The organism is Spirillospora sp. NPDC048819, from assembly GCF_040650055.1.
In the GTDB taxonomy this organism is placed as follows: Bacteria; Actinomycetota; Actinomycetes; order Streptosporangiales; family Streptosporangiaceae; genus Spirillospora.
Map to the genome: position 1 here is coordinate 92,262 of NZ_JBEZGN010000012.1, position 18,212 is coordinate 110,473.

13 protein-coding genes and 1 riboswitch are annotated in these 18,212 nt (G+C 72.4%); of the genes, 8 read left to right on the forward strand and 5 right to left on the reverse strand.

What is annotated here, in order from left to right; translation table 11 throughout:
* Nucleotides 1–106 precede the first annotated feature (106 nt).
* Nucleotides 107–496, forward strand: a complete 390-nt coding sequence (locus tag AB0C35_RS18580; RefSeq protein ID WP_358457099.1) for an STAS domain-containing protein — start codon at nt 107–109, stop codon at nt 494–496.
* Here the strand turns inward: AB0C35_RS18580 and AB0C35_RS18585 are convergent.
* Both AB0C35_RS18585 and AB0C35_RS18590 read right to left on the reverse strand, forming a co-directional pair.
* Nucleotides 486–3,008 carry a multicopper oxidase domain-containing protein gene (locus tag AB0C35_RS18585; RefSeq protein ID WP_358457102.1) on the reverse strand — a complete coding sequence of 841 codons (2,523 nt, stop codon included), beginning with the start codon at nt 3,006–3,008 and terminating at the stop codon, nt 486–488. The genes AB0C35_RS18580 and AB0C35_RS18585 overlap by 11 nt on opposite strands.
* Nucleotides 3,005–4,126: a hypothetical protein gene (locus tag AB0C35_RS18590; protein WP_358457105.1), complete on the reverse strand. Its 1,122-nt coding sequence runs from the start codon at nt 4,124–4,126 to the stop codon at nt 3,005–3,007. Before AB0C35_RS18590 ends, AB0C35_RS18585 begins: the two co-directional genes overlap by 4 nt.
* A 56-nt stretch (nt 4,127–4,182) precedes the next feature.
* On the opposite strand from AB0C35_RS18590, the gene AB0C35_RS18595 reads away from it, so the two are divergent.
* Nucleotides 4,183–4,971, forward strand: a complete 789-nt coding sequence (locus AB0C35_RS18595) for a DUF2249 domain-containing protein (RefSeq protein ID WP_358457108.1) — start codon at nt 4,183–4,185, stop codon at nt 4,969–4,971.
* An 82-nt stretch (nt 4,972–5,053) separates the two neighbouring features.
* On the opposite strand, the gene metH is transcribed toward AB0C35_RS18595, so the two are convergent.
* The 3 genes from metH to AB0C35_RS18610 all read right to left on the reverse strand — a co-directional run bounded on the left by metH (nt 5,054) and on the right by AB0C35_RS18610 (nt 10,523).
* A complete protein-coding gene (gene metH, locus AB0C35_RS18600; RefSeq protein ID WP_358457112.1) occupies nt 5,054–8,665 on the reverse strand; it encodes a methionine synthase in 3,612 nt (1,203 codons plus the stop codon).
* Between the two features lie 9 nt (nt 8,666–8,674).
* Nucleotides 8,675–8,752, reverse strand: a riboswitch (S-adenosyl-L-homocysteine riboswitch).
* 36 nt (nt 8,753–8,788) lie between these two features.
* Nucleotides 8,789–9,178 (reverse strand): DUF6221 family protein, encoded by a 390-nt coding sequence (locus tag AB0C35_RS18605; RefSeq protein WP_358457115.1) that lies wholly within the window; start codon nt 9,176–9,178, stop codon nt 8,789–8,791.
* A 91-nt stretch (nt 9,179–9,269) separates the two neighbouring features.
* Nucleotides 9,270–10,523, reverse strand: a complete 1,254-nt coding sequence (locus tag AB0C35_RS18610) for a lipase family protein (RefSeq protein WP_358457118.1) — start codon at nt 10,521–10,523, stop codon at nt 9,270–9,272.
* 226 nt (nt 10,524–10,749) lie between these two features.
* Here AB0C35_RS18610 and AB0C35_RS18615 point away from each other — a divergent pair, with 226 nt between their 5' ends.
* The 6 genes from AB0C35_RS18615 to AB0C35_RS18640 are packed head-to-tail and all read left to right on the forward strand — an operon-like array spanning nt 10,750 to nt 18,203.
* Complete coding sequence (locus tag AB0C35_RS18615) at nt 10,750–11,139, forward strand: DUF1257 domain-containing protein (RefSeq protein WP_358457121.1); 390 nt, start codon at nt 10,750–10,752, stop codon at nt 11,137–11,139.
* Between the two features lie 4 nt (nt 11,140–11,143).
* A complete protein-coding gene (locus tag AB0C35_RS18620) occupies nt 11,144–11,359 on the forward strand; it encodes a DUF2997 domain-containing protein (RefSeq protein WP_358457124.1) in 216 nt (71 codons plus the stop codon).
* Nucleotides 11,350–11,910 carry a 4Fe-4S single cluster domain-containing protein gene (locus AB0C35_RS18625; RefSeq protein WP_358457127.1) on the forward strand — a complete coding sequence of 187 codons (561 nt, stop codon included), beginning with the start codon at nt 11,350–11,352 and terminating at the stop codon, nt 11,908–11,910. Before AB0C35_RS18620 ends, AB0C35_RS18625 begins: the two co-directional genes overlap by 10 nt.
* Complete coding sequence (locus AB0C35_RS18630) at nt 11,907–13,451, forward strand: AAA family ATPase (RefSeq protein WP_358457130.1); 1,545 nt, start codon at nt 11,907–11,909, stop codon at nt 13,449–13,451. Before AB0C35_RS18625 ends, AB0C35_RS18630 begins: the two co-directional genes overlap by 4 nt.
* Nucleotides 13,448–15,820, forward strand: a complete 2,373-nt coding sequence (locus AB0C35_RS18635; RefSeq protein WP_358457132.1) for a hypothetical protein — start codon at nt 13,448–13,450, stop codon at nt 15,818–15,820. The genes AB0C35_RS18630 and AB0C35_RS18635 overlap by 4 nt, the downstream gene beginning before the upstream one ends.
* 10 nt (nt 15,821–15,830) lie before the next feature.
* The gene (locus AB0C35_RS18640; RefSeq protein ID WP_358457135.1) at nt 15,831–18,203 is read left to right on the forward strand and encodes a hypothetical protein; all 2,373 of its coding nucleotides are present in this window, start codon (nt 15,831–15,833) and stop codon (nt 18,201–18,203) included.
* Nucleotides 18,204–18,212: the final 9 nt, after the last annotated feature.

Consider the following 18,212-nt stretch of genomic DNA (forward strand, 5'->3'; position numbering starts at 1 on the left):
TTTCGTACAGGGTTTGACTTTCGCCCGCACGCGGATTGATGCTGGTCTCGGACCCAGGGGCGTTGAACAGCGGTCCAATAGCGCGGCACATACGGTTCGACCGACCATGGGTGAGGCGACCATGGAGTTCACGACTTTGGGCGGCGCAACCGTCCAGCGCACGGACCAGAACGCGATTCTACTCTTTCCGGAAGAGGCCGACGTCCGCAACTGCGACGATCTGCACACCGCGTCGCGGCGGCTGCTGGACGAGGGCGTCCTGTCATTGATCCTCGACCTCACGGGCTGCCATTTCTGCGATTCCAGCGGCCTGAACGTCATCCTCCGCACCTATGTCCGGGCCAGGACGACCGGTACCCGGCTGTCGATCCGGCTGCCGGAGCAGGGCATGGTGAGGCGCACCTGCTCCATCGCCGGGGTGACGCGGATGATGCCCGTGGAATTGGCGGCCCCGCCTTCGGCGGGGGAACCGGCCGGCCGCAGGTTCAATCGGTGACTTTCAGGATTCCGTGGGCGCCGGATTCGCCGTGCCGCATGTCGTGGTCGACGAACGGATAGTGACCGGCTTCGGGGACGACCGCTTCCACGAAACCGCCCTGGCCGGGCGACAGGTCGAGAATCTGCGCGCCGCCGTCGTCGCCCTTGCGGAGAAGGTAGGCGCCTTCCTTGTAAACGGTGTCGAATTGGGCTCCGACGATATGGAACGCCGTGTCGGAGGTCGGGCCCGCGTCGACCACCCAGACACGGACGCGGTCGCCCGTGCGGGCCGTCAGCGGCGCGTGGTCGTAGCCGGCGGCCGTGCCGTTGAACGTCCAGGCGTCGGGACGGCCGTCGCGCATCTTCGCCACCTGCCCGGTGGATCCCGGCTGCCCCAGGTACAGCTCGCCCTGGACGAGGACATACTCGCGATCGACGCGGGGCAGATCGGGCGGGTCGATGATGACGGCGCCGTACATGCCGTTGCCCATGTGCTGGAGCATCGGCATCGTCGAGCAGTGGTACAGCCAGGCGCCGGCGTGTTCGGCCTTGAAGCGGTACGTGAGGCTCTCGCCGGGCTGGATGGTGCGCATCGGGACGTCCGGTGCGAGGGACCCGGCGTGGAAGTCGATGCCATGGCCCATGGTTCCGTCGTTGACGAGAGTGACCGTGAAGACGTCGCCGACCTTGCCGCGCAGAACGGGCCCTGGGACGGTCCCGTTGAACGTCCACATCTGCTGGCGGACGCCTGGGGCGACCTCTAGTTCCCGCTCGGTGGCGCGGATCTCGACGCGGTGTTCCTTGGCGCCGGGGGTGGGCTTGAGGGCCGCGTCGTAGGGGCGCCATTCCGGCGACATGGGGGCCGCCAGGTCGAGCGGGCCCTGCTCGGCCGCGTGCCGGTGGCCGGCCGGGGGCGGCGTCGCGGAGCCGGTCGTCTCGATCTTCATGGTCATGCCGGCGGCGCGGTGGCCGGGCACGGTGCACCAGCCGTCGATCGGCTCCTCCAGGGGCGGGAGGGTCAGCGTGGCGGACTCGCCCCGGTCGAGCATCGGGGTGGCCTGGCCGGTGGCGAGGCGCAGGTCGTGCCGCATGGCGTCCTCGTTGGTGACGCGCAGGACGAGGCGGGTCCCGGGCTCGGCTTCGATCGTCCCCGGGCGGATGCGCATGTCGGCGAGGGTGACGTCCACGGTGCGGGTGCCCGAGGCGGCGACCGTGGAAGGGGACGTCGAAGGGGACGTCGCGCCGCCGACCGCGACACCGACGGCGAGCGCGCTGAGGAGGACGCCGGCGGCGATGCCCGCGACGACCGGCGACGGGCGGCGGGAGCGGGCGATGGTCGCCACGGCCAGCAGGACGAACGCGCCAAGGGCGGCGATCGCGACGATCCAGGCGGCGCGGGTCAGCCACGCGGGGACGGGCAGCACGAGCAGCGGCACCGCGACGTTGACGGCGATCACCCGGGGTATCCACACGCGTTCGATCACGGCGGCGTTGGCCTTGAAGGCGGCGGGTCCGCCGCCCAGCACGACGGGGAGCAGGAACGTCAGTGCGCCGAGGAGCGTCTGCCCCACGAAGCCCACGAGGACGAGCGGGAGGAGGCCGTCGACGCTCTGGCGGGCCGCGTCCGCGACGAGGGTCACGGCGAACCAGGTCGTCCCGGCCGCGAGCATCCACGACGCGGGGGTGTGCGGGCGCCTCCGGACGAGCGTCCGGACGAACGGGACGAGGGCGAGCGCGGCGGCGGCCGCGTAGAGGAGGAGCCCGGCGGCGGCGAGCCAGCGCAGGTCCGCGAGGAGGCCGCCGACGGCGACGGACAGCCCGGGCACGGCGGCGCGCAGCGACCAGCGGGCGATCGCGCCGGTGCCGTCCACCATCCGGGTGCGCAGGACGGTCGGCCAGAGCGTGAACAGCGTGCCGAGGACGGCCAGGCCGACCCAGCCGAGGATGTTGACGTGGGCGTGCGCGGCCCGCATCGGCTCCTGCCAGCCGGACGGCGTGCGGCCCGACGCCAGCAGGCCGCCGAGCGTCCCGCCCGCGACGAGGGCGGCGCCGGACCACACGTACCAGCCGACGACGTGCGCGAACCGTCCGCCGAGGGCTCCCCTGCCGCGCAGGGTGAGGACGGTGACGTGCGCGGCGACGACGGTCACGACGGTCGCGGCGCCGCCGGCGGCCAGGAGAGGGAAACCGCCGGCGACGCCGCACAGCACGGCGGCGATCCCGGCGTTCAGGACCCCCAGCCGCGTCATCGGCCACCAGCGCGGGGGCTGCGGGATGCGCAGCAGCGCGGCGGCGAAGTGCTCCGTCCAGGTGACGATCGCGTTGGTGACCGCGCCGAGGAGGAACAGGTGGACGAGCAGCCAGCGCGGCGCGGGCAGCTCGGGATGGACGAGGGCGGCGACGGCGGTCAGTGCCAGCCACGCGAGGACGACCCCGTTGGCGATGGCGTGCCAGGCGGAACGCTGCGGCCTGCGCGGGGAGGAGCCGGGACCGGAGCCGGCGGCCTTCGGCCTGAGCCCGATGGACGTCATGCCGGTTCCCTTCGCGGCAGCCGCGACGCGGCGAGGGCGCAGCCGCCGAAGAGCAGGAGCGATACCTCGCCGAGGACGCCGCCGACCGTCCGTGCGGCGGAGACTCCGCCGAGGTCGCCGGCGACGCGGACGAGGAGGGAGGCGTGCAGGAGGACGAGCGGCGCGTACAGGATCGGGTGGTACGGCAGCCGGACCCGCAGCACGGCCGGCAGGATCACCGGGGCGTGCCCGAACACCATCGACATGACGAAGCCGAGGAACACCGCGTGCAGGGCGGCGTCGTTGAGCCCGCTGGAGGCGGGCCGTCCGGCGGCGAGCCAGATCGTCCCGGCGACCGCGAGCCAGGCGTAGCCGGTGAGGAGGCAGGCGGCGGCGTAGCGGGGCAGGCCCGTCCCGCGGACGGTGCGGCGCGCGACGTCGTGGACGGCGAGCCATCCGGCGAGGGCGACCATGCCGAGGCCGGTGAGCCGCCACCCCGGGCCCGGCCATGCGGCGGAGACGGCGGCGCCCGCGCCGAGCAGGGCCGCCGCGGCAAGGAGGCCGTGGGTCGCGCGGCGGCCCAGGAACGCGACGCGGGCGAGTTCGAGGCGTTCACCGGCGATCGTGAGGACCAGGAACGCGGCGAGCCAGGGGACGATCTCGGAGACGGACCGGCCGGCCAGCCACAGCAGCGCGCCGGCGTACCAGGCGACGGCGCCGGACAGCTGGACGGCGAGGTCGCCCCCGGTGCGGCGGCCGACGAGAACCGTGATGTAGATCGCGACGAGCCAGCCGCCGGCGGCGGTCAGCAGGAGCTTTCCGGGGACCGTCAGGCCGATGGCGGTGGTGATGCCGCCGAGTCCGGCGAGGGCCGGGGCGGCGTAGCCCCAGGGGCGGCCGAGGGCGACGGCGCGTTCGAGGGAGATCAGCGTGCCGAGGAAGCCCAGCGCCATCAGCGCGCCGTGGTGCTGCGCGAACGACGTGCGCGGCAGCGGGACGTCCAGGCCGAGGAGCCCCAGGGCGCCCCAGAGCCCCGCGACGAGGGCGAGCAGCGCGCCGGCGAGCAGCGGGAGCCGGCGCGCCGCGATGCGGTGGCGGGGGCCGCGGGCGGGGGTTGCCCTGGTCTCCAGTTTCTCCATACCGTCTATTATAAATACAAGTAGCGTTGTGAAAAATACCGGCCCGAGGAGTGCTCATGACCACATCGACCGCGAACCCGCAGCAGGAGACCGTGCGGGCCATCCTCGACCACCACGAGCGGCTCGGCCGGACCATGGCCGACCACGTCCTGACCATCGCGCGCGCCGCCGACCAGCTCACCGACCCCCACGACCGGCGCGACCGGCTCGTCGCGTTCTGCGCCGAGGAGGTCGTCCCGCACGCCGAGGCCGAGGAGAAGACGCTGTACAAGGCGGCCGAGGAACTGCCCGAGGCCCGTCTCCTGCTCCGCGCGATGCTGCGGGAGCACACCGCCCTGCGGGACACGGTCACCGAACTGGAGGCGGCGCGGACGCCCGGCGAGACGGTCGCCGCGGCGTCGGCGCTCAACGCGATCTTCCAGTCGCACCTGGAGAAGGAGAACAACCTGGTGCTCCCCGCCCTCGTCGAGCACGGCGTCGACCTGGCGGCGCTGCTGGCGGGGATGCACGAGATCCTGGGCGCGGACGCACATGGCGGCGAGGCCGCCGAGGCGGGCGGGCACCACTGCACGTGCGGCGGGCACGACGACCCGGGCACGCCCGGCGCGACCGCCGAGGTCACGGGCGGGGAACTGGACGTGCGCGTCCTCGCCCCGGCGCAGCGGCACGAGCAGATCTTCGCCGCGTTCGCCGCGCTGTCGGCGGGGACCGCGTTCCTGCTGGTCAACGACCACGACCCGAAGCCGCTGTACTACCAGTTCGCCGCCGAGCACCCCGGCGACTTCACCTGGGATTACGAGGAGGCCGGGCCCGAGGTGTGGCGCGTCCGCATCGGACGCCCGTAACGCCCGTAACCCCCGGGTCCCCGAAGAGCACGCCTGACGGCCGCGGCGCGGCGGCCGTCAGGCGTTTCGCCGTTGGCGGGACCTACGAGGGGTCGTAGGCCAGGTTCGGGGCGAGCCAGCGCTCGACCTCCGCCAAGGGCAGGTCGCAGCGGCGGGCGTAGTCCTCGATCTGGTCCTTGCCGACGCGGCCGACCGTGAAGTAGCGGGACGACGGGTGCGCGAAGATCAGGCCGCTGACGCTGGCGGCCGGGGTCATCGCGTACGACTCGGTGAGCTTCATGCCGAGGCGCCCCGCGTCCAGCAGGTCGAACAGCTTCTGCTTCAGGCTGTGGTCGGGGCTCGCCGGGTAGCCGAGCGCGGGGCGGATGCCGCGGAACCGCTCGGCGTGCAGGTCCGCCAAGAGGGGGTCGGCGTCCGGCTCGAACCAGGCACGGCGGGCCTCCAGGTGGATGTACTCGGCGAACGCCTCCGCGAGCCGGTCCGCGAGCGCCTTCACCATGATCGCCTTGTAGTCGTCCTGCTGCTCCTCGTACCTGGCGGCGAGGTCCTCCGCGCCGAGGATCGTCACGGCGAAGCCGCCCAGGTGGTCGCCGGACGGGGCGACGTAGTCGGCGAGGCACCGGTTCGGGCGTCCCTCCGGCTTGGACGTCTGCTGCCGCAGCATCGGGAACCGGGCCTCGGGCAGGACGATGTCGTCGCCGTCGGAGTGCGCCGGCCAGAACCCGTAGGCGCCCTGGGCCTCGAACGAGCCGTCCGCGATGATCTGGTCGAGCAGCTCGTTGCCCTCGTCGAACAGCTCCCGCGCGACCGGCTGGTCGAGGATCGCGGGGTACTTGCCCTTCAGCTCCCACGCCAGGAAGAAGAACTGCCAGTCGATCATCTCGCGGAGCGCGGTCACGTCGGGCTGGACGATCCGGACGCCGGTGAACGCCGGGGCGGGCAGGTCGCCGAAGTCGACCTCCTCGCGGTTCGCCCTCGCCTTGTCGTAGGTGAGCAGGGGCCGGCGCTGTTTCGTCTCGTGCTGCTTGCGGAGCTTCGCCTGCTCCTCGCGGTTCGCGACGTCCAGCGCGGCGGCGCGGCCCTCGTCCAGGAGGTCGGCGACGACCCCGACGACCCGGGACGCGTCCAGGACGTGCACGGTCGTCGACTCGTACGCGGGCGCGATCTTCACGGCGGTGTGCTGCCGGGACGTGGTGGCGCCGCCGATCAGCAGCGGCAGCCGCATCCCGCGGCGCTCCATCTCGGCGGCGACGGAGACCATCTCGTCCAGCGACGGGGTGATCAGCCCGGACAGGCCGACGGCGTCGGCGTTCTCCGCGATCGCCGTGTCGAGGATCTTGGCCGCCGGGACCATGACGCCGAGGTCCACGACGTCGTAGTTGTTGCAGCCGAGGACGACGCCGACGATGTTCTTGCCGATGTCGTGCACGTCGCCCTTCACGGTCGCGAGGACGATCTTGCCCTGGCCGCGGTCCTCATGGACGCGCCCGGCGCGCAGCGCCTCCGCCTTCTCCTCCTCCATGAACGGTTCGAGGTAGGCGACCGACTTCTTCATCGCGCGGGCGCTCTTGACCACCTGCGGCAGGAACATCTTGCCGGACCCGAACAGGTCGCCGACGATCTTCATGCCGTCCATCAGCGGGCCCTCGATGACGTCGAGGGGACGGGCGGCCTGCTGCCGGGCCTCCTCGGTGTCCTCCTCGATGAAGTCCACGATGCCGTGCACGAGGGCGTGCGACAGGCGCTTGGCGACCGGGGCGTCCCGCCACGACAGGTCGACCTCGCGCTTGGTGCCCTCGCCCTTGACGTTCTCGGCGAACGACACGAGCCGGTCGGTCGCGTCCGGGCGGCGGTCGAACAGGACGTCCTCGACCAGTTCGAGGAGGTCGGCGGGGATGTCCTCGTAGACGGCGAGCTGCCCGGCGTTGACGATGCCCATGTCGAGCCCGGCGCGGACGGCGTGGAGCAGGAACGCCGAGTGCATCGCCTCACGGACGACCTCGTTGCCCCGGAAGGAGAACGACAGGTTGGAGATGCCACCGCTGGTGCGGGCGCCGGGGCAGCGCTCCTTGATGCGGGGCAGGGCGTCGATGAACGCCTTCGCGTACCCGTTGTGCTCGGAGATGCCGGTCGCCACGGCGAGGACGGCGGGGTCGAACACGATGTCCTCGGCGGGGAACCCGGCCTTCTGCGTGAGCAGGTCGTAGGCGCGCCCGCAGATCTCCACCTTGCGGTCGGCCGTGTCGGCCTGGCCCGTCTCGTCGAACGCCATGACGACGACGCCGGCGCCGAAGTCGCGGACGCGGCGGGCCTGCTCCAGGAACTGCTCCTCGCCCTCCTTGAGGCTGATGGAGTTGACGACGCCCTTGCCCTGGACGGTCTTCAGCCCCGCCTCCAGCACGCTCCAGCGCGAGCTGTCCACCATGATCGGGATGCGGGCCACCTCGGGCTCGGTCGCGATCAGGTTCAGGAACGTCGTCATCTCCCGCTCGCTTTCGAGCAGGTCGGCGTCCATGTTGACGTCGAGCAGGTTCGCGCCGCCGCGCACCTGGTCCAGCGCCACGGCCACCGCGCCCTGGTGGTCGCCCGCCTCGATGAGCCTGCGGAACCGCTTGGATCCGGTGACGTTCGTCCGCTCACCGATCATGACGAAGCCGGTGTCCCGGCCGATCTCGAACGGCTCCAGGCCGCTGAAGCGGGGCGCCTTGGCGGGCTTCGCGATCTCGCGGGGGGCCGCGTTCCGGACGGCCTCGGCGATGCGGGCGATGTGGTCGGGGCCCGTCCCGCAGCAGCCGCCGACCGCGTTGACCATGCCGGACGCGGCGAAGTCGCCGAGGTAGGCGCCCGTCTCGTCCGGTGTCTGGTCGTAGCCGCCGAACGCGTTCGGCAGGCCGGCGTTCGGATGGCAGGCGGTGTAGGTGCCGGCGACCCTGGCCAGGTCCTCCACGTGCGGGCGCATCTCCTCGGCGCCCAGTGAGCAGTTCACGCCCACGACCAGGGGCTCGGCGTGCTCGATGGACCGCCAGAACGCCTCGACGGTCTGGCCGGACAGCGTCCGGCCGCTCAGGTCCACGATCGTCACCGAGATCCACAGCGGCAGGTCCGGGGCGACCTCGCGGGCCGCGGCGATCGCGGCCTTCGCGTTCAGCGTGTCGAAGATCGTCTCAATGAGCAGGAGGTCGACGCCGCCCTCGGCCAGCCCGGCGATCTGCTCGGCGTAGGCGTCCTTGACCTGGTCGAACGTGAACGCGCGGTAGGCGGGGTCCTCCACGCGCGGCGACAGCGAGAGCGTGACGTTCAGGGGGCCGACGGAGCCGGCGACGAACCGCCCGCCGAACTCGTCGGCGGCCCGCCGGGCGAGGCGGGCGCCCTCGACGTTCATCTCGCGGACCAGGCCCTCAAGGCCGTAGTCGGCCTGGCCGATGCTGGTCGCGGTGAACGTGTTCGTCGTCGTGATGTCGGCGCCGGCTTCGAGGTACTGCCGGTGGACGTCCAGGATGACGTCCGGGCGGGTCAGGTTCAGCAGGTCCGGGTCGCCGGTGACGTCCTTCGGATGGCCGGCGGCGATGCGGTCGCCGCGGTAGTCCTCCGGGGACAGGCCCGCGCCCTGGAGCATCGTGCCCCAGGCTCCGTCGAGGACCGCGATCCGCTGGTCAAGAAGCTCGCGAAGTTTGTTGTCGTCGATTTTGAACACCTCCCGTTGTAGTGGGAGGCGCCCTTGTCGATACGAACCCGGGCCGAGCGTGGCGGGCTCACGCCCGTTGCAGCGCCTCTCGGCCTCACATCGAGATTACATAACCGAGCGCGGCATGTCCTGTCAGGGGCGCCAATCATCTCGGTATGCGGGATGGGACGCGTACGCGAGTGCGAGGCAGCGCAGGACGGTCTCGCGGGCGGCCTGCGCGGCCTCGAGCTCGGGCGTTCTGTGGCCCTGATCCAGGATCCACGCCTGTTTCTCGTAGTCGTCGATGATCTGGCGGGCGGCCGCGACCCCGGCGAGCGCCCGCGACGGGTTGTGGCGGGCGATGTGCTCGGCGTACGCCTCGTTCTCCGCCGATGCGACGAACCCCGGTTCGCCCCCGTCGGCGTGAGCCGTGTCGGTGTGGATCGTGCCGGAGGGCACGGCCTTCCAGGGGATGCCGGAACATGCTCGGGCGATCTGCTCGTCCCTCGCCAGCCGCGCTCGAAGGAACTCCACCAAATCCATAGGGCCATCCTGCCCCGTGCGTGGGACAGGATGGCCCTGCGGACTCGGAGAGAACACGGTCAGGCGGCCCCGTGGTCAGGCTGCGCAGTGGTCAGGCGGCGCAGTTGCCCTCGGCGGGCTTGCCGGCGAAGCGGTCGGTGAGGAAGGCCGTCGCGTCCGGCCAGCTCCAGAGCATGCCGGTGGCGTGCTCGGCGAGCGTGTAGGTCTTCCAGGTCACGTTCGCGCCCTTCGCACACCACGCCTTGTGGAGCGTGTCGGCCTGCTCGAACGGGATGATCTGGTCGTAGACGGCCTGCGTCTGGAGCACCGGGACGCTCGGGGCCGTCCCGCCGAGCTTGTTGGCGTCCAGCGCCTCCTGCCACTGCGGCGTGGCCAGCGGGTCGCTGGTCGTGTAGTCGCCGATCTTCTTGAACGCGGTGTCGATCAGCGTGGACGCGCCGTCGACGCTGAGCAGGCACACGTCCTGGGCCTTCTCCAGCAGCTCGCGGCCCTTGTCGTTGAGGTACTTCTCCAGGTCCAGGCCGGGGTAGGCGGCGTCGTAGCCGACCGCCGACATGAACATCAGCGCGACGAACGGCGACCCGTCCAGGTTCGCGGCGACCGCGCGGAGATCGGACGGGACTCCCCCGGCGAACACGCCCTTGAGGTCGAGTTCCGGCGCGTAGGACTGCGCCAGTTGCGCCGCCCAGGCCGAAGACGTCCCGCCCTGGGAGTAGCCCCAGAGGCCGACCGGTGCGTCGCCGAGGCCGGCCTCGGGGAGCTGCTGCGCGGCCCGCACCATGTTGAGGACGGCCTTGCCCTGCGAGCGGCCGACCTCGTAGGTGTGCTGGCCGGGGGTGCCGAGGCCCTCCATGTCGGTGACGGCGACGGCCCATCCCCGGCTGAGCGCGTCGGTGATCATCAGCGCCTCGTAGTCGAGGCCCTGGGTGAGGGTGTAGGACGGGGCGCACGAGTCGCCGAGGCCGCGCGTCCCTACGGCGTAGGACACGAGGGGCCTCGCGCCCTCGCCCGTCCACGCCTTGGTCGGGACGAGCACGATCCCCGACACGGCGGTCGGGGTGCCGTGCACCGTCTCCGACCGGTACAGGACCTGCCACGCCTTGACGCCCTCGTACGGCGACTTGCCGAACGGGTCGACCGTGAACACCGCCGGCCGCGACCTGATGAGGTCGCCGGGCTGCCCCTCCGGGAGGGGCGAGGGCGGCTTGTAGAACGGATCCTCGGCGGGAGGCTTGCTCTCCTGGGGAGCCGCGGTGGCCGGGCCCTGGAGGGCGGTCGCCGTCAGGGCGACCCCGATACAGGACACCAGCACGGTGCGTAGAACATGGCGGACTTTGATGGACATGGCCCGTAACCCTTCGTCGTCCCCCTTGCCGTCCGGGTGACAGCGAGCCGACGCTAACGCAATTGGACACTTACTCCAATGAAGCTGGCGACGAGACCGGCGGCGCCGGATGTGTGCCGGCGTGACAAGATCACCGCCGCCTGCCCGGCAAGTGCGGCTAATTACCTGTTACTGGTGATCACGCCCCATTAGGCTGGGCGGGCCCATGCGTTTCCGGGGAGGTCGGATGTCCCATTTCACGAAGGTGAAGACCCGGTTGACCGACGGCGAGACGCTGCGGACGGCGTTGCGGGAGATGGGCCACGCCGTCGAGCCGCCCGGACGCGGGGTGCGCGGGTTCCTCGGGCGGCGGACGGACGCCGAGTTCAAGATCCGGCCCACGGGCGGGACGCACGAGATCGGCTTCGCGCCGTCCGACGACGGCTACGAGCTCGTCGCGGACTGGTGGGGCGTTCGCGGCATGACCGAACAGTCCTTCGTGCGGACCCTGAAACAGCAGTACGCGCTCGCCGGCACCCTGTCCGCACTGGAGGCACGGGGTTTCGAGGTCGACCGGCGCAGCTACGAGGAGTCCGGGGACATCCGGGTCGTCCTGCGGCGGCACGTGGGAGTGTGAGGGCGTGGACGAGACCGTCGAAGTGACCATCAAGAAAGACGGCAGCGTCGAGATCCATGTGACCGGGGTCGACGGGATGGCCTGCCTCGCCACCACCGAGGAACTCGTCGCGCTGCTCGGCGGGCAGGTCGAATCGCAGGAGCTGACGGCCGAGGCCTACAACGAGTCCGACGAGACCGCCGAGGAATCGCAGGAGCATCAGGACCGGCTGTGGCAGTGACGGCGTGGCAGGTCCACGCCACCCTCTCCCGGAGTGCCGCCAACGGCCCCGGCACCCGGTTCGTGGTGTGGACGCAGGGCTGCTCGCTGGGTTGTGAAGGGTGCTTCAACCCCGAGACGCACGACGCGGGCGGGACGGCGAGAACAGCCGAGGACGTGGCCGCGGAAGCGCTGCGGACGCCCGATGCCGAGGGCGTCACGGTCAGCGGCGGCGAACCGCTGGAGCAGCCCGCCCCGCTCCGGGAGTTCTGTGCCCTGATCCGGCCGTCCGGCCTCGGGATCGTGGTGCTCAGCGGATTCTCCCGGGCCGAGATCGAGGAGAACCCGGACCGGCTGGCGGCCGTCCAAGACGCCGACATGGTCATCGCCGGGCGCTACAACCCGCGGCTCCATCTGGGGACCGGGCTCCGGGGATCGTCGAACAAGGAGTACTGGGCGATCACGTCGCGCTATTCGGCGGACGATTTCGCGGCCGTCCCCGAGATCGAGATCGTGATCTCGGCGGACGGGACGTTTTCGATGACGGGCATGCACGCGTGGGGAGGGCCATGAGCGTCCACGATGATCTGAACCTGTACCTGCGGGCGCGGGTACCGATGATCGTCCTGGTGACCGTCGAGGAGCAGCGCGCGCTGGAGATCCTCAACGAGGTGCGGGTCGGGCGGGACGCCTCGTCGCGCTCCGACCTGGTCATGTGGGACATCGCGCAGGGGCTGGTGTCCCGGGACGGGCGGTCCCTGCCCACCGCGGCGACGCCCGACGCGGCCCTCGACAAGATCGCCGAGCTGGCGCGGGGGAACGCGAACCGCAAGGACCTCTACGTCCTGAAGGACTTCCACGAGTTCTGGCACAAGAGCCCGGCCGTCAAGCGGAAACTGCGGAACCTCGCGCACAGCCTGGTGTCCACGTACTCGTCGCTGGTCGTCACGACGTACTCCTCCGACGTTCCGGCGGAGCTGGGCGACGACGTCGTCGTCATCGACATGCCGCTGCCGAACCAGCGGGAACTGCGCGGCGACCTCGACGCGCTCATCGCGCAGACGAGGGTGGAGTGCGACCTGACCCAGCACGGGCGGTCGCGGCTGGCCCAGGCGGCGCTGGGGCTCACCGCCGCGCAGGCGCGCCGGGCGTTCTCCAAGGCGATCGTCCGCGACAAGGTCCTCGACGAGATGGACATCCCGGCCGTCCTGGAGGAGAAGAAGGCCGTCATCCGGGCGTCCCGCGCCCTGGAGTTCTACAGCGCCGACGAGACGCCCGACGACGTCGGCGGCCTCGAACTGCTGAAGGAATGGCTGACGCTGCGCGAGAGCGCGTTCGGCGAGGACGCCGCCCGGTTCGGGCTGCCCTCCCCCAAGGGCATGGCGCTGATCGGCATCCCCGGGACCGGCAAGAGCCTCACCGCCAAGATGATCAGCGGGCTGTGGCGGCTGCCGCTGCTGCGGCTGGACGTCGGCGCGCTGTTCGGGTCGCTGGTCGGCGAGTCCGAGGAGCGGCTGCGGCTCGCACTGAAGATCACCGAGGTGGTGTCGCCGTGCGTGCTGTGGATCGACGAGATCGAGAAGTCCCTGGCGGCCGGCGGGCTCGACGGCGGCACGTCCCAGCGCGTCTTCGGCACCATCCTCACCTGGATGCAGGAGAAGACCGCGCCGGTGTTCGTCGTCGCCACCGCCAACGACGTCGGCGCGCTGCCGCCGGAGACGCTGCGGCGGGGACGGTTCGACGAGGTGTTCTTCCTCGACCTGCCGACCGACAGCGAGCGCCGCGAGATCTTCGCCGTGCACCTGTGGAAACGGCGCCGGAACCCGGCCGGGTTCGACATCATGCGCCTGGCCCGGCTGGCGGACGGACTCGTCGGCGCCGAGATCGAGCAGACCGTCATCGACGCGCTGTACCGGGCGTTCGCGGACGGGCAGCGCGACATCACCACCGATGACGTCGCGGCGGCGATCGAACGGCTCGTCCCGCTCAGCAGGTCGCAGCGGGAACGCATCGAGGACCTGCGGACCTGGCTGCGCGACGGGCGCGCCCAGTCGGCCTCCTTCGCCGAGGCCGCCCAGGCCGCGGAGAACCAGGTGCGCCTGGAACTGGCTTGACCGCCGGGGAGCGCGCCGCGGCGTGCGCCGGGCGGGGGCCGTTCGCGCGCTGGGCCGGGCGGCGGCTGTTCGCGGCGGCGGAACGCGGAGACGCCGCCGCGCGGGCGGACGTCGCCCAGGTCGCGAGGACGCCGGAGCACCGGCTGTGCGAACGGGCGCGGTCGGCCGTCGCGGCGTGGTGGGCGAAGGACCGTGATCCGTTCCTGCGGCAGGTCGTCCTTGACGTCGGGGCCGTCGCCGCCGGGGAGTGGCGGCTGCCGACGCTGGCGCTGCTGGGACGGCTCGCGGCGGAGCTGGAGCCGCGCGACGCGGTCAAGGTCCCGCCCCTTTTGGCCGATGCCGATCCCGATGTCCGGGAGCAGGCGGCCGCGGCGTGCCGGGAGGCGTCCGGTCCCCTGCTGGAGGCCCTGTGGGTCCAGGCGGCCGTCCGTCGGACGTGGCCGCTGCGGGAGCCGTTGCTCGCGAACGCCGAGGCGCCCCCGCCCCACGTGGTGGACGGGTTGTGGGCCGATTTCCTCGGACGCCCGCCCGAGCCGCTGCTGCTGGACGCGCTCGTCCGGTGGGGGCGGCCCGCGTCCTACGGACGAGACGAGGCCCTCAGCGTCGTGGTCCTGGAGACCGACCCGGGCGTCCTGACCAGGCAGCCCTACCGCGACGCGCTCATCGAGGCGCTCGGATTCGGCGACGGGCCCCTGAGCGAGATCGCCGAGCGGAAGGCCCTCGCGCTGGGGAACGAGGAACTCACCGAGGAGATCTGCGCGAAGGCGATGTCGGGCTCACCGGGGCTCGCCTGGTTCTGCAGGAAGCACAAAGTCGCGCCGAAGGACCAGGTGAAACGCGCGCTGTTCTTCCTGATGACCGAGCAGCGCGAGCAGTACCTCGACCTCGACCCGGACGGGTCCCTGCTGTCCCTCGCCTACGCCTCCGCCTCCGCGGGCGAACGCGCCGAGATCCAGGACTTCATGCTCACCGCCGGTGAGCTCGACCTCGTCCGCGTCATCGTCGGCGACGACCGGCGCGCCCGGATCCCCTCGCTGTCCCCCGAAGAGGTGGAGTACCTCGCCGAGGAGCTCGCCGCCCGCCGGGAATGGGACGACCTCTGGGCGATCGTGCAGGACGTGCCGATCGGGATCGGGGTCGGGCTGTTCCGGCTGTTCGACGGCTGGGTTCCGCGTGACGACGACACGCGGCGGATCTTCGAGATGTACCTGGAGACCGACCCGTCGGCGGTCGCCGACCTGCTCGGACACCTCCCCGATGGCCGCCCGCATCTGATCCGGCAGGCGAGATTCCTGTTCCACGGGCGCGTCAACGATGTGTCGTTCGCGCCGGAGGGCCCGTTTCTCGCGGCCGCCGGGACCAACCGGGTCGCGGGCGTGTTCGACCTGCGCACCGCGCAGCTCGTCGAGCGGTACGGCGGGTTCGCCACGTCCGTCGGGCGCGTCCTGTGCACCGGGGACGGCGTGCTGATCGCCGGGGAGCGCACCAACCGCGTCGACCGCGAATGCCGCGTGCTGCGCTGCGCGGACGGCGCCACGCGGACGCTGCACAAGACGCCGGGCTCCATCACCTCACTGGCGCTGCGGAGCGAGGACGGCGGATTCGTCGCCGGGACGCGCGCCGGGAACCTGCTGCTGGGCGACCCCGGCGGCCACGTGGAGTCCCGGCCCGTCCGGGCGCTCCGGCTGGGGGGCCGGTGGCCCCGGTCGGTCGCCGCGCACCCCGCGTCGGGACGGATCGCCGTGCTCGGCAAGCTCCTCGTCGTGGCCGACGCGGCGGCCGGGAACCCCGTCGTCGCGCGGACCGAGCCGCCCACCGCGCGGGCCGTGTTCGTCGACGCCGACACGCTGGTGTGCGCCGACCTGGCGGGACAAGTGACCCGGCTGCGGCGGAGCGGGCACCGGTTCGAGGAGACGGGTCAGGCCCAGGTCGGCGGGCTCGGCGGGCTCGCCGCGCCGCCCGGCACCGGCGAGCCGATGGTCATGGACCGCCGGGGCGACCTGTACGCCATCGACCCCGAGACGGCGGCGGCGACCATCGTGTACCGCGCACCGGAGGCGCAGAACCCCACCAGCCTGACCGTCTCCCCCAGCGGGGACTTCCTCGCCGTCGGTGACGCCGCGGGCCACACCGACCTGTTCGACCTGCGCGTCCGGGACCTGCCGCACGTCGTCCGGCGGCCCGTCGTCGACCTCGTCCCCCGGCACCTCGGCATCGTCGGCACGGCCCTGGCCGACACCGCGTTGAGCGCCCCGGCCGGGGCCGCGCTCCGGCTGCTCCACGCCTGCCTGGAGCACCGCTTCCGCTTCGACGTCGAGATCGGCGACGCCGTCCGGCTCACCGCCGGCGAGCACGACATCAGCCTTTGAGGGAGGGACGGTGACCAGCCGGGCACGCGCGGAACGGTGGGCGGTCACGTCCGCCGGGCACGGGCGGCGGGGACGCTGGGCGGCGCGGCGGCTCTTCCGGGCGGCGGTGCGCGGCGACGCGGCGGCGCGGGACGGCGTCGTCCAGGTGGCGCGGACGCCGGGGCACCGGCTGCGCGAACGGGCGACCCATGCCGTCGCGGAATTGTGGGCCGAGACGCGTGACCCCCGCCTGCGTCAGGCCGTCCTGGACCTGTCGGCCCTTGCCGTCCGGCCCCTGCCGCGGCTGCTGACCCGCGCCCTGCTGGACCTGCTGGAGGACGGGGATCTGCACGAGGTCGGCTTGCTGCCGGTGCTGCTCACCGACCCCGACACCGACGTGCGCGACCGGACCGCCACGGCGTGCAGGAACGCGACCGGCCGGGTGCTGAGCGGGCTGTGGCACGGGGATTCCGGCCCGGGGACGTCGCTGCGGGACGTCCTCTTGGAGAACAGCAGGCCACCGGCGACCCCCAGGAAGCTCAGCGGCCTGTGGAGCGAGTGGATCGAGACCCCCTCGCCCGCGCTCGGGGACGCGCTCCTCCGCTGGGGACGGCCCGCGCCCACCGTGCCGCTCTCCGTCGTCGCCGTGGAGACCGGCCGGGACGTCCTCCTGGAACCGGCCCACCGGGCGGCACTGCTCGACGCGCTGCTCCTCGGCGACCATCCGCTCCGCGACATCGCGGCGGCGAAGTTCGACGCGCTGGACGACCGGCGTCTCGTCGATGAGATGTGCGACCGGGCGCTCACCGAAGCGGGACCGGCCCGGTACTGCGCCGAACGCGGCCTCGTCCCGAAGGATCCGGTACGGCGCGCCATGTTCTACCTGCTCACCGGACGGCCGGAACAGCTGCGCGCACTGGACCCGGACGGCGGCCTGCTCTCCCTCGCCTACGCCGCCGCGCCGGACGCCGTGCGCGCCCGCGCCCGCGAGGTCATGCTGGCGGACGGCGGCCTCGACCTCGTCCGCGTCATCGTCGGCGACGACCGGCGCGCCCGCATCGCCGCCATGCCCGACGCGGAGGCCCGCTACCTCGCCGAACAACTCGCGGCGCGGCGCGAATGGGATGACCTGTGGGCGCTCGTGCAGGACCTGCCCATCGCGGCGGGCATCGAACTGATCCGCCTGTTCGGCCGCTGGGCCCCGCGCCACGAGGACCAGCGCCGCCTCTTCCGCATGTTGCACGATGCCGATCCCGAGACCGTCAAGGCCGGTTCGGAGCAGCTCCGGGACGAGCGCCGGGCGGCGGTGCCGCAGGCCACGTTCCTCTTCCACGACCGCGTCAACGACGTGTCGTTCGCGCCGGACGGCCCGTTCCTCGCCGTGGCGGGCATCAACAAGGTCGCGGGCGTGTTCGACCTGCGCACCGCGCGGCTCACCGAACGCTACGGCGGGTTCGGCTCGTCCGTCGGGCGCGTCCTGCACCTCGGCGGCGGGACGCTGATCGCCGGGGAGCAGCCCAACCACGGTCAGCCCCAGTGCCGCCTGGTGCGGTGCGCGGACGGCGCCATGCAGGCCCTGCACACGACGCCCGGCGCCGTCACCTCGCTCGTGCTGACCGGCCACGGCGGGAGCTTCGCGGCCGGCACGCGCGCCGGGGAACTGCTGCTCGGCACGCCCGGCGGCCCGGTCCGGGTCCGGCCCGTCTCCGAGTTCGGGCTGGGCAAGCGCCAGTGGCCCCGCCAGGTCGCCGCGCACCGCGACTCCGGCCGGCTCGCCGTGATCGGCGCGTCGATCCACCTGATCGACCCGGCGGCCGGAACCGCCATCAGGGTGTGTCCCGGATCGTCGACCGTCCAGGCCGCCTTCGTCGACGCCGACACCCTCGTCCGCGCCGAACGGGACGGGGCGTTGAGGCTCGCATCGCCGCCGGGCGCGCGGCACGACCGCTCGCCCCTCGTGTACGTCCCCGGGTTCGCCGGGCTGGGAACGCTGCCCCACATCGGCCAGCTCGTGGTCGCATGCGGGCAGGGCGACCTGTACTTCCTCAACGGCTCGTCGCTGGAGAGGGCCGGTGTCCACTCCGCCCTGCGCCCCGGCAAGCCCACCGGCCTGACCGTGTCGCCCGGCGGCGAGTTCCTCGCGGTCGGCCACCGCGACGGCGCCATCGACCTGTTCGATCTGCGCCTCCGCGAGGTACCCGGGCTGATCCGGCGCCCCGTGGCCGACCTCGTACCGCGCCACCTGGGACTCGTCGCCGCCGCCACCGCGGACCCGGCGATCACCGGGGACGCGCGGTCGCTCCTCGAACTCCTCCGGGCGTCCCTGGAGCACCGCTTCCGCTACGACGTCGAGATCGGCGACGCCGTCCGGCTCGCCGCGGGAGAATACGACATCAGCCTGTGAAGGGGGATG

Coding starts and splice junctions, on each gene's coding strand:
- AB0C35_RS18605 (WP_358457115.1), bottom strand. CDS start 9,178: ATGGATTTGGTGGAGTTCCTTCGAGCGCGGCTGGCGAGGGACGAGCAG.
- AB0C35_RS18615 (WP_358457121.1), top strand. CDS start 10,750: ATGTCCCATTTCACGAAGGTGAAGACCCGGTTGACCGACGGCGAGACG.
- AB0C35_RS18630 (WP_358457130.1), top strand. CDS start 11,907: ATGAGCGTCCACGATGATCTGAACCTGTACCTGCGGGCGCGGGTACCG.
- AB0C35_RS18580 (WP_358457099.1), top strand. CDS start 107: ATGGGTGAGGCGACCATGGAGTTCACGACTTTGGGCGGCGCAACCGTC.
- AB0C35_RS18590 (WP_358457105.1), bottom strand. CDS start 4,126: ATGGAGAAACTGGAGACCAGGGCAACCCCCGCCCGCGGCCCCCGCCAC.
- AB0C35_RS18595 (WP_358457108.1), top strand. CDS start 4,183: ATGACCACATCGACCGCGAACCCGCAGCAGGAGACCGTGCGGGCCATC.
- AB0C35_RS18585 (WP_358457102.1), bottom strand. CDS start 3,008: ATGACGTCCATCGGGCTCAGGCCGAAGGCCGCCGGCTCCGGTCCCGGC.
- AB0C35_RS18610 (WP_358457118.1), bottom strand. CDS start 10,523: ATGTCCATCAAAGTCCGCCATGTTCTACGCACCGTGCTGGTGTCCTGT.